11 protein-coding genes are annotated in these 11,464 nt (G+C 59.9%); 2 read left to right on the top strand and 9 right to left on the bottom strand.

Features of this window, described 5'->3' with window-relative positions; translation table 11 throughout:
- Positions 1-29: 29 nt before the first annotated feature.
- Both NMB39_RS01410 and NMB39_RS01405 read right to left on the bottom strand, forming a co-directional pair.
- Complete coding sequence (locus NMB39_RS01410; RefSeq protein WP_057022782.1) at positions 30-1,394, bottom strand: aspartate aminotransferase family protein; 1,365 nt, start codon at positions 1,392-1,394, stop codon at positions 30-32.
- A 58-nt stretch (positions 1,395-1,452) separates the two neighbouring features.
- Positions 1,453-2,811 carry a glutamine synthetase family protein gene (locus NMB39_RS01405; RefSeq protein WP_003195249.1) on the bottom strand — a complete coding sequence of 453 codons (1,359 nt, stop codon included), beginning with the start codon at positions 2,809-2,811 and terminating at the stop codon, positions 1,453-1,455.
- Positions 2,812-3,420: 609 nt separating this feature from the next.
- On the opposite strand from NMB39_RS01405, the gene NMB39_RS01400 reads away from it, so the two are divergent.
- Both NMB39_RS01400 and NMB39_RS01395 read left to right on the top strand, forming a co-directional pair.
- A complete protein-coding gene (locus tag NMB39_RS01400) occupies positions 3,421-4,797 on the top strand; it encodes a glutamine synthetase family protein (protein WP_003213894.1) in 1,377 nt (458 codons plus the stop codon).
- Positions 4,798-5,034: 237 nt separating this feature from the next.
- A complete protein-coding gene (locus NMB39_RS01395) occupies positions 5,035-5,664 on the top strand; it encodes a TetR/AcrR family transcriptional regulator (protein ID WP_198720370.1) in 630 nt (209 codons plus the stop codon).
- A gap of 124 nt (positions 5,665-5,788) precedes the next feature.
- On the opposite strand, the gene NMB39_RS01390 is transcribed toward NMB39_RS01395, so the two are convergent.
- The 7 genes from NMB39_RS01390 to NMB39_RS01360 form a co-directional block, all read right to left on the bottom strand.
- Positions 5,789-6,004 carry a TOBE domain-containing protein gene (locus NMB39_RS01390; RefSeq protein ID WP_003176783.1) on the bottom strand — a complete coding sequence of 72 codons (216 nt, stop codon included), beginning with the start codon at positions 6,002-6,004 and terminating at the stop codon, positions 5,789-5,791.
- Between the two features lie 19 nt (positions 6,005-6,023).
- Positions 6,024-6,830 carry an aliphatic sulfonates ABC transporter ATP-binding protein gene (gene ssuB, locus NMB39_RS01385; protein ID WP_046069997.1) on the bottom strand — a complete coding sequence of 269 codons (807 nt, stop codon included), beginning with the start codon at positions 6,828-6,830 and terminating at the stop codon, positions 6,024-6,026.
- On the bottom strand, positions 6,827-7,612 hold the full coding sequence (gene ssuC / locus NMB39_RS01380) for an aliphatic sulfonate ABC transporter permease SsuC (RefSeq protein ID WP_032878854.1): 786 nt from the start codon (positions 7,610-7,612) through the stop codon (positions 6,827-6,829). Before ssuC ends, ssuB begins: the two co-directional genes overlap by 4 nt.
- A gap of 9 nt (positions 7,613-7,621) precedes the next feature.
- Positions 7,622-8,770, bottom strand: coding sequence for an FMNH2-dependent alkanesulfonate monooxygenase (gene ssuD / locus NMB39_RS01375; RefSeq protein ID WP_043046978.1), 1,149 nt, complete (start codon positions 8,768-8,770; stop codon positions 7,622-7,624).
- A gap of 25 nt (positions 8,771-8,795) precedes the next feature.
- Positions 8,796-9,764, bottom strand: a complete 969-nt coding sequence (locus tag NMB39_RS01370; protein ID WP_059396677.1) for a sulfonate ABC transporter substrate-binding protein — start codon at positions 9,762-9,764, stop codon at positions 8,796-8,798.
- 95 nt (positions 9,765-9,859) lie between these two features.
- Positions 9,860-10,453 (bottom strand): NADPH-dependent FMN reductase, encoded by a 594-nt coding sequence (gene ssuE / locus NMB39_RS01365; RefSeq protein WP_494339680.1) that lies wholly within the window; start codon positions 10,451-10,453, stop codon positions 9,860-9,862.
- A gap of 239 nt (positions 10,454-10,692) precedes the next feature.
- Entirely contained in the window at positions 10,693-11,331 is a 639-nt protein-coding gene (locus NMB39_RS01360; protein ID WP_003213910.1) for a peroxiredoxin, read from the bottom strand.
- Positions 11,332-11,464 lie beyond the last annotated feature (133 nt).

Here is an 11,464-nt window from a genome sequence, read left to right as displayed (position 1 = left end):
CGAACGCCGCTGCGCACTGAGCCTAGCACTTAGCCCTGCAATGCCGCCAAGGTCAGGTCCAGGCACTGGCGAGCCTTGCTGACCAGCTCGTCAATTTCAGCCTTGCTGATCACCAATGGCGGCGAAATGATCATGGTGTCGCCCACGGCACGCATGATCAGGCCATTCTCGAAGCAGAAGGTTCGGCAGATCATGCCGACGCCCTTGCCTTCATAACGCTTGCGCGTGGCCTTGTCCTGGACCAGCTCAATCGCACCGAGCATGCCCACGCCGCGCACTTCGCCCACCAGTGGGTGATCTGCCAGTTCCCGCAGACGTTTCTGCAAATACGGTGCCGTTTCATCCTGAACACGCTTAACGATTTTTTCGTCGCGCATGATGCGGATGTTTTCCAGGGCCACCGCCGCCGCTACCGGGTGACCGGAATAGGTGAATCCGTGGTTGAAATCGCCGCCTTCATTCAGCACCTCGACCACTTCATCACGCACGATCAGGCCACCCATGGGGATGTAGCCCGAGGTCAGGCCCTTGGCGATGGTCATCATGTGCGGCTTGAGGTCGTAGAAATCGCTACCAAACCACTCACCGGTACGGCCAAAACCGCAGATCACTTCGTCGGCAACAAACAGGATGTCGTACTTGGCGAGGATTTCCTTGATGCGCGGCCAGTAGGTGGCTGGCGGCACGATCACGCCACCGGCGCCCTGGATCGGCTCGGCAATAAAGGCACCGACGTTGTCCACGCCCAGTTCCAGGATCTTTTCTTCCAATTGGTTGGCCGCCCACACACCGAACTCATCGGGGCTCATGTCGCCGCCTTCGCCAAACCAATATGGCTGGGCGATATGGGTGATGCCCGGGATCGGCAAGTCGCCCTGTTCATGCATATAGGTCATGCCGCCAAGGCTGGCGCCGGCCACGGTGGAACCGTGGTAGCCATTCTTGCGGGCAATGATGGTTTTCTTGTTCGGCTGGCCCTTGATCGCCCAATAGTGGCGGACCATGCGCAGCATGGTGTCGTTGCCTTCGGAGCCGGAGCCGGTGAAGAACACATGGTTCATGCCGGCCGGTGCGATGTCGGAAATCGCCTTGGCCAGTTCCAGCACCGGCGGGTGCGCGGTCTGGAAGAACAGGTTGTAGTAAGGCAGCTCTTTCATCTGCTTGGCGGCGGCATCGGCCAGTTCATCGCGACCGTAACCGATCGCCACGCACCACAGGCCGGCCATGCCGTCGAGGATCTTGTTGCCTTCGCTGTCCCACAGGTAAACGCCGTGGGCTTTGGTGATGATCCGTGGGCCTTTCTCTTTCAATTGCTTGAAGTCGCTGAACGGCGCCAGGTGGTGATCATTGCTCAAGGCTTGCCATTCACGGGTTTGCGGGTTGTTGCTGGACATACCAATCTCCTAGACTTTTCAGGTGAAGGCGCGTCTTTCCTACGACGCGCCCGGCGCATCAGACGGCGAAGAGCAGGAATTCCCGCTCCCACGAACTGATCACGCGCTTGAAGTTTTCATGCTCGGCCCGCTTGACCGCGACGTAGCCTGTGATGAATTTCTGCCCCAGGTATTTCTCGATGGTCTTGCTGTTTTCCATACGCTCCAGGGCGTCTTCGATGGTCAACGGCAAGCGCAGATTGCGGCGCTCATAACCACGGCCGACTACTGGCGCGCTCGGGTTGTGGCCTTCGACCATGCCGATGTAGCCGCACAGCAGGCTGGCGGCAATCGCCAGGTAGGGGTTGGCATCGGCGCCCGGCAGGCGGTTCTCCACGCGGCGGTTCTGCGGGCCGGCATCCGGTACGCGCAGGCCGACGGTGCGGTTTTCTTCGCCCCACTCCACGTTTACCGGCGCCGAGGTATCGGGCAGGAAGCGGCGGAACGAGTTCACGTTGGGGGCAAACAGCGGCAGCAATTCGGGGATGAATTTCTGCAGGCCGCCAATGTGGTTGAGGAACAGCTGGCTCATGGTCCCGTCTTCATTGGAGAAGACATTCTTGCCGGTGGCGATGTCGATGATGCTCTGGTGCAGGTGCATCGCGCTGCCGGGCTCGCCGGTCATCGGCTTGGCCATGAAGGTGGCGGCCACATCATGCTTGAGCGCGGCTTCACGCATGGTGCGCTTGAACACCAGGATCTGGTCGGCCAGGGACAGGGCATCGCCATGACGGAAGTTGATTTCCATCTGCGCCGTGCCGTCCTCGTGGATCAGGGTGTCGAGGTCCAGCTCCTGCAGTTCGCACCAGTCGTAGACGTCTTCGAACAATGGGTCGAATTCGTTGGCGGCTTCTATAGAGAAGGACTGGCGACCGGTTTCCGGGCGGCCGGAACGGCCAATCGGCGGCTGCAGCGGGAAGTCCGGGTCTTCGCAGCGCTTGGTCAGGTAGAACTCCATCTCCGGCGCCACGATGGGCTGCCAGCCACGGTCGGAGTAGAGCTTGAGGACTTTCTTGAGTACGTTACGCGGCGACAGCTCGATCGGGTTGCCTTGCTTGTCGTAGGTGTCGTGGATCACCTGGGCGGTCGGCTCGATAGCCCACGGCACCAGGAACACCGCGTTCTGGTCGGGGCGGCAGATCATGTCGATATCGGCCGGGTCGAGCAATTCGTAATAGATGTCGTCTTCGACATAGTCGCCGGTCACGGTCTGCAACAGAACGCTCTCGGGCAGGCGCATGCCTTTTTCGGCGATGAACTTGTTGGTCGGCGAGATCTTGCCCCGGGTGATGCCGGTGAGGTCGCCAATCATGCATTCGACTTCTGTGATCTTGTGGTCTTTCAACCAATCGGTGAGCTGGTCGAGGTTGTTACTCATAAATGCCTCTGGGCTGGGTTTCCTGGCATCCATTAAAAGGCCAGGCGTTGGTTGACGCAGCATCCGCGTCGTTTTTACATTCAGGGTAGGAGCTTACCTGCCATTTGCTGCAGCGTTGCATTCCTCACGCCAAACTTGTGCAGAATCATGAGCAACCCCGCAGGCGCAAGCCATTGAGAGGCAAATTCGAGGGCAGTGAAGAAGCAAAGAAGAGGTCGGCCCGGGCGTCAAGAATATTGATCGCGGCGCAGGGGTTCACGCAGGACACATGAACGGGTGAAAAAGCCCGACTGGAGCAGGCCAAGACGCCAAGTGGCGGCAGGAGAAACATGAAGCACCCCGGTATTATTGCTGTTATGGGTTTGAATCGAGCTTAGCCTTGTTCATTTTTTTACACAACACCCCCGTAAAAAATCCTAGACGGCCCGCTCAAACCTGCGAGTCCCAAGCACATCAAACCCGGAAAACCGCCCCAAAATCCCGCAAAAAAGCCCTCAAGGCGCTTTTTTAGGGCAAAAAAGCCCTCGCTTGACTTCGGCATGCCGTTCGGGTTGACTGAAACCAGAAAAGATCAATGATTGATATTTTTAACAACAAAGGTGTTGCATCATGTCGGTACCCCCGCGTGCCGTTCAGCTTAACGAAGCGAACGCGTTCCTTAAGGATCATCCTGAGGTTCTGTACGTAGACCTTCTAATTGCGGATATGAATGGTGTGGTGCGCGGTAAGCGCATCGAACGCACCAGCCTCCACAAGGTTTACGAGAAGGGCATTAACCTGCCTGCCTCTTTATTTGCCCTGGATATCAACGGCTCGACGGTGGAAAGCACCGGCCTGGGCCTGGACATCGGCGATGCTGACCGAATCTGTTATCCAATCCCCGATACCCTGTGCAATGAACCCTGGCAAAAGCGCCCTACCGCGCAGCTGCTGATGACCATGCACGAACTTGAAGGTGAACCTTTCTTCGCCGATCCGCGCGAAGTGCTCCGCCAAGTTGTAAGCAAGTTTGACGACCTCGGCCTGACCATCTGCGCCGCCTTCGAGCTTGAGTTCTACCTGATCGACCAGGAGAACGTGAACGGCCGCCCACAACCGCCCCGCTCGCCTATTTCCGGCAAACGCCCGCATTCGACACAGGTCTACCTGATCGACGACCTCGACGAATACGTCGACTGCCTCCAGGACATCCTGGAAGGTGCGAAGGAGCAAGGCATTCCGGCCGACGCCATCGTCAAGGAAAGCGCCCCGGCGCAGTTCGAAGTGAACCTGCACCACGTCGCCGACCCGATCAAGGCCTGCGATTACGCGGTACTGCTCAAGCGCCTGATCAAGAACATCGCCTACGACCATGAGATGGACACCACCTTCATGGCCAAGCCTTACCCAGGCCAGGCAGGCAACGGTCTACACGTGCATATCTCCATTCTGGACAAGGACGGCAAGAACATCTTTGCCAGCGAGGATCCCGAGCAGAACGCCGCATTGCGTCACGCAATCGGCGGTGTGCTGGAGACCCTACCCGCCCAAATGGCGTTCCTGTGCCCCAACGTCAACTCCTACCGTCGTTTCGGCGCACAGTTCTACGTGCCCAATTCGCCGTGCTGGGGCCTGGATAACCGCACCGTGGCGATTCGCGTACCCACCGGCTCGTCCGACGCCGTACGTATCGAACACCGTGTGGCTGGCGCCGACGCCAACCCTTACCTGCTGATGGCTTCGGTGCTGGCGGGCGTGCACCACGGCCTGACCAACAAGATCGAGCCAGGCGCACCGGTGGAAGGCAACAGCTACGAGCAGAACGAGCAAAGCCTGCCGAACAACCTGCGCGACGCCCTGCGTGAGTTGGACGACAGCGAGGTAATGGCCAAGTACATCGATCCCAAGTACATCGATATCTTCGTCGCCTGTAAGGAAAGTGAGCTGGAGGAGTTTGAACACTCCATCTCCGACCTTGAGTACAACTGGTACCTGCATACCGTGTAAGTGGTTGCGGCATTGAAGAAGCGCCACAGGCTCAGGGTCTGTGGCGCTTTTTTATGGGCTTATTCCGGGAGACCGAATTGGCCTCATCGGGAGCAAGTCGAATCGTCGCTCCGCCCCTCCCACATTTTGAATGTATTCACAGATCTAAATGTGGGAGGGGGCTTGCTCCCGATGGCGGCCTGGAAGACAACACACCTCCCTGCTCATACAATGCCCGCTGCCTTGTAGGAGACTTCCATGCCCACCCGTCCCGCCACGCCTCGCAAACCCCGCGCCCGCAGCCGGGCCCGGATCGACGCGATCCTCGATGCCGCCCGCACCTTGCTGGCCACCGAAGGCGTGGCGAGTTTGTCGATCTACAGCGTGGCCGACCGGGCGCAGATTCCACCGTCGTCGGTGTATCACTTCTTCGCCAGTGTGCCGGCGTTGCTGGAGGCGTTGACTTCTGACGTACACGCCGCTTTCCGCGCCGCCATCCAGGCGCCTATCGAGCATGAGTCACTCAGGCACTGGCGCGACCTGTCCTGCATCGTTGAACAACGCATGCTCACCGTTTATGACCAGGACGCCGCTGCACGCCAGTTGATCCTGGCCCAGCACGGGCTGACCGAAGTCACCCAAGCCGATCGTCAGCATGACCTGGAGCTGGGGGACTTGATGCTGGAGGTGTTCAACCGCCACTTCGAAGTGCCGAGCTTGCCCAAGGACGTGGATGTATTTGCCCTGGCGCTGGAGCTGAGCGACCGCGTGTATGCGCGCTCGGTGCATCAGCATGGGCTGATCACGCCGCGTATGGCGGAAGAAGGGATGCGGGTGTTTGATGCTTATGTGGGGCTTTATTTGCCGGCATATCTACCCAAGCGGTGAGCCTTGTGTTGGCTGGGCCGGCCCTATCGGGGGCAAGCCCCCTCCCACATTTTGACCTTATTGTTCCTGAATAAACGCGGTCCAGTGTGGGAGGGGGCTTGCCCCCGATAGCGGTCTCAAGCAATCACAACTTGGCAATCGACACCTCAGTGGATTTCACAAAGGCAATCACTTCACTGCCAATCACCAGCTCCAGCTCTTTCACCGAACGCGTAGTGATCACCGAAGTAACAATGCCGGACGCAGTCTGCACATCGATTTCCGACAGCACGTCGCCGACCACGATTTCCTTGATAGTGCCTTTGAACTGGTTACGCACGTTGATGGCTTTAATAGTCATGATGTTTTTCCTGTGTGGGTTATTGAGCCCAACGCAATTGCGTCGGCAGCGGTGAAACAGGTTCGGGTTCCGGCGGTGAGCCGGGCAGCGACAGCACGCGGTTGAGCACCTCGGCCTCCAACGCGGCCAGGCGGTGTGAACCACGGGCCCGTGGGCGCGGCAGGTCGACGTTCAGGTCGAGGCCGATTTCGCCGTCTTCAATCAGAATCACACGGTCGGCAATCGCCACGGCTTCGCTGACATCGTGGGTCACCAGCAACACAGTGAAACCGTGCTTGCGCCAGAGGTTCTCGATCAGTTGCTGCATCTCGATGCGGGTCAGGGCGTCCAGCGCCCCCAGCGGCTCGTCAAGCAGCAGCAGGCGCGGCTGGTGGATCAACGCACGGGCCAATGCCACGCGCTGCTTCTGGCCACCGGACAAGGCAGCCGGCCATTCATTGGCGCGCTCGGCCAGGCCCACCGCTTCGAGGGCCTCCAGCGCCCTGGGGCGCCAGTTGCCCGTAAGGCCAAGGCCGACGTTGTCGATGATCTTTTTCCACGGCAGCAAACGCGCTTCCTGGAACATCAATCGTGTGTCTTCAATCGCCTCGTGCAGCGGCGCGGAGCCGGCCAGCAGCTCGCCGCCACTGGCCTTGTCCAGCCCCGCCAGCAGGCGCAACAAGGTACTCTTGCCGCAGCCGCTGCGACCGACCACGGCCACGAATTGACCGGCCGGAATATGCAGGTCGATGTCCTTGAGCACTTCGCGAGTGCCGAAGGATTTGCGTAATTTGCGCACCGCCAGGGGGATGCCCTTGAGCAGGCGCGGGGGTTGTTGAGCTGTCATGCCGCACCTCCTTTGACTTGATACGCCGGGTGCCAGCGCAGCCATACCCGTTCCAGGCCACGCGCCGCCAGGTCGGCGAGTTTGCCGAGGATCGCGTACATCACGATGGCCAGCACCACCACATCGGTTTGCAGGAACTCACGGGCATTCATCGCCAAGTAGCCGATACCGGAGCTGGCCGAAATGGTTTCCGCCACGATCAGCGTCAGCCACATAAAGCCCAGGGCAAACCGCACGCCAACCAGGATCGACGGCAGCGCGCCCGGCAGGATGACTTGCCAGAACAGGCTGAACCCCGACAGGCCATAGCTGCGCGACATTTCCACCAGCGCCGGGTCGACGTTGCGGATACCGTGATAGGTGTTCAGGTAGATCGGGAACAACGTGCCCAGGGCCACCAGGAAAATCTTCGCGGTCTCGTCAATGCCGAACCACAGGATCACCAGCGGGATCAGCGCCAGGTGCGGCACGTTACGAATCATCTGCACAGAGCTGTCCAGCAAGCGCTCGCCCCACTTCGACAACCCGGTGATAAAGCCCAGGGCCAAACCGATGCTGCCGCCGATCACAAAGCCCAGGCCGGCACGCCAGCCACTGATGGCCAGGTGTGTCCAGATTTCGCCGCTGACCACCAGGTTGACCCCGGCCTCGATCACCGCACTCGGTGCTGGCAGGATGCGCGTCGACAGCCAACCCGCCGAGACTGACAACTGCCACACCGCCAACAACAAGATCGGCAGCACCCAGGGCGCCACGCGATGGCTGAATTTTTCAAAGTCCATGGCGGCGCCTCAACTCTGTGACGCAGCTTTGGGAAGGATATCGTTGGCGACCATCTCGCCGAACGGGCTGACGTAGCCAGCGCTTTTCGGCAACTCGGGACGTTCGATATCCAAATGCGGGAACAACAGCTCGGCGACCCGATAAGACTCTTCCAGGTGCGGATAACCGGAGAAGATAAAGGTATCGATGCCCAGGTCCGCGTATTCCTTGACCCGCGCCGCAACCGTTGGGCCATCGCCGACCAGCGCAGTCCCGGCACCGCCCCGCACCAGGCCGACGCCGGCCCACAGGTTGGGGCTGACTTCCAGGTTGTCACGGCTGCCGCCATGCAAGGCCGCCATGCGTTGCTGGCCGACCGAGTCGAAGCGCGCCAGGGATGCCTGGGCGCGGGCGATGGTGTCGTCGTCCAGATGGGAGATGAGTTTGTCGGCGGCTTTCCAGGCCTCTTCGTTGGTTTCGCGCACAATCACATGCAGGCGAATGCCGAAGCGCAGGGTACGTCCGAGTTTTTCGGCCTTGGCGCGAACCTGGGCGATTTTTTCCGCGACCGCAGCCGGAGGCTCGCCCCAGGTCAGCACCATTTCCACCTGTTCGGCTGCCAGGTCCTGGGCGGCTTCGGAGGAACCACCAAAGTACAGCGGCGGGCGTGGCTGCTGGATTGGCGGGTAAAGCAACTTGGCGCCTTTGACGCTGATGTGCTCGCCGTCGTAGTCCACGGTTTCGCCCTCCAGCACCCGGCGCCAGATGCGGGTGAACTCCACCGAGGCCTGGTAGCGCTCTTCGTGGCTGAGGAACAAGCCGTCGCCGGCCAGCTCTTCGGGGTCACCACCGGTGACCAGGTTGAACAACGCACGGCCTCCGGACAGACGGTCGAGAGTCGCGGCCTGACGTGCAGCCACCGTCGGGGAAATGATCCCGGGGCGCAGCGCGACGAGGAATTTCAAGCGCTGGGTCACTGGAATCAGCGAGGCCGCCACCAGCCACGAGTCTTCGCAGGAGCGACCGGTGGGGATCAACACCCCACCGAAACCCAAGCGGTCAGCGGCCTGGGCCACTTGCTGCAGGTAACCGTGGTCGACGGCGCGAGCGCCTTCGGCGGTGCCAAGGTAATGGCCGTCGCCATGGGTAGGCAGGAACCAGAAAATATTGAGGCTCATGGAGTTGTCTCCTGAAGAAGTCGAATTACGGCGCTTTGGCAACCGCGGCGGGTGGCGTCCAGATCACGTCCTTGATACTCAAGGGCTTGGGGATCAATTTGAGTTGGTAGAAGGTGTCGGCGATTTTTTGCTGTGCGGCGACTACTTCGGGCGTCAGGAACAGCGCGCCGTAACCCTGGCGTTTCACCGAGGTCAGGGTGATGTCCGCCGGCAGGCCCAGCAGTGGCGCGACTTGTTCGGTGACCTGCTCAGGGTTGGCCTTGGACCACTCGCCCACTGCGCGCACTTCTTCCACCAATGCCTTGATCACTTCAGGGTGTTGCTCGGCATAGGGCTTGGTGGCCAGGTAGAACTGATGGTTGTCGGCGATGCCAGTGCCGTCACGCAGGGTGCGGGCCTGCAGTTGATTCTCGGCGGCAGCCTGGTAGGGGTCCCAGATCACCCAGGCATCTACGCTGCCGCGCTCGAATGCGGCGCGGGCATCGGCGGGCGGCAGGAATACCGTCTTCACGTCGGTGTAGTTGAGGCCGGCATCTGCCAGGGCACGCACCAGCAGGTAGTGCACATTGGAGCCTTTGTTAAGCACAACCTTTTTACCCTTCAACTCGGCCACCGATTTGATCGGCGAGTCCTTGGGCACCAGGATCGCTTCGCTGGTGGGCGCTGGCGGTTCGTAGGCGACATAGAGCAGATCAGCGCCGGCAGCCTGGGCAAAGACCGGCGGGGTTTCGCCGGTGACGCCGAAATCGATGGCGCCGACGTTCAGGCCTTCCAGCAACTGCGGGCCACCTGGAAACTCGGTCCACTGCACCTGCACGCCTTGGGCGGCGAGGCGTTTTTCCAGGGAGCCCTTGGCCTTGAGCAGCACCAGGGTGCCGTACTTCTGATAACCGATCCGCAGGGTCTCGGCAGCTTGGGCTTGAACAATGGCGCCGAAGGACACAGCCGCAGCAAACAGTGCGACCAGACCACGACGCAAGATGACAGTGCGCATGGCGCTCTCTCCACAGTTGCGATTAAGGTTTTGGCTGCACCTGCTTGGCCGTTGGCGGCTGAGTAAGGTGAGTGTTTCTCGATATTGGGTAAGGCTCAGATGCTCCAGCGAGCGCTCAACAAACGTTCATTCAATACATCTGGGTCCAGTGGTTTCGGGCGCCGGGCCATGGCGCTGTAGAGCTGTTCCAGGGCCTCGTGCAGACGCTGCTCGAGCACTGGCACCAGTTGCGCCTGGGCGCTGCCTTCGCCATAGGCGATCTGGCTGTCCTCGGCAAAAATACCGTGGAGAAGCTCCTGGGCTTTGAGGGCCGACAACACCGGCTTCAAGGCGTAGTCCACCGCCAGCATGTGGGCGATGCTGCCCCCGGTGGCTATCGGCAACACCACCTTATGCGCCAGGGCGCGTTCAGGCAGCAGGTCCAACACGGTTTTCAGCGCGCCGGAGAACGACGCCTTGTACACCGGCGTGGCGATCACCAGGCCGTCGGCATTGGCCACCTGTTGCAGCAGGTCGATGACTTTGGGGCTGTCGAAGCGCGCATGCAGCAAGTCCTCTGCGGAGAAGTCCCGTATCTGGTAACTCACCACCTCCACGCCCTGGCGCTGCAGCCATTGACGGGTTTTATCAAGCAGCACCCCGGAGCGGGAACGCTGGCTGGGACTGCCTCCAAGTGTTACGACCAGCATGTAGGGAATTCCTTAAGCAAGTGTCAGCGGTTCGCGGTGTGGCGATGGCGCCAAGATGGAACAGACCTTAGCAGCAGATTTATATATCTATAAATCTTATTTATTCATTTGTTTATTCCATAAAAACATATGCGTTTTATTATTCGCCAGGCGAAAAAAAAGGCCGTTAAAACGGCCTGAAAACCCCTGCATGTGTGCTTTAAATGTGGGAGGGGGCCTGCTCCCACATGGGATCTATGTCATCGGTTGGGTTGCGGAGTGAGGCGCAGGTACGGCTTCACGGCGCGGTAGCCCTTCGGAAAGCGTTTCTTGATCTCTTCCTCATCCTTGAGCGACGGCACGATCACCACCTCATCCCCATCCTGCCAGTTGGCCGGCGTGGCGACCTTGTGGTTGTCGGTCAGTTGCAGTGAGTCGATCACCCGCAGGATTTCATGGAAGTTGCGCCCGGTGCTGGCCGGGTAGGTGATGGTCAGGCGGATCTTCTTGTTCGGGTCGATCACGAACAAGGAGCGCACGGTGAGCGTGTCACTGGCGTTCGGATGGATCAGGTCGTAGAGGTCCGAGACCTTGCGATCAGCATCGGCCAGGATCGGGAAGTTGACGATGGTGTTCTGGGTTTCGTTGATGTCTTCGATCCACTTGTGGTGCGAGTCCACCGGGTCTACCGACAGGGCGATGGCCTTGACGCCACGTTTGGCGAATTCGTCCTTGAGCTTGGCTGTGAAGCCCAACTCGGTCGTGCACACCGGGGTGAAGTCCGCCGGATGGGAAAACAGCACACCCCAGCTGTCTCCCAGCCATTCGTGGAAACGAATCTTGCCGGCGCTGGAATCCTGTTCGAAGTCGGGGGCGATGTCGCCCAGTCTTAGGCTCATGGTGTGGCTCCTGATGGGTGCTTATGGAGCCCACTGTGCATGGATTTGGGATTATTTAAAAAGAATAAATATCGATTTATCTAGACGATAAAGGAATATTAAAAATGTGTTCATTGGACTTGGGTACAGGCGA

The sequence above is a fragment of the Pseudomonas sp. FBCC-B545 genome (assembly GCF_059134095.1).
The sequence above is the reverse complement of the archived record's forward strand: the minus strand, read 5'-3'. Positions and strand labels throughout refer to the sequence as shown.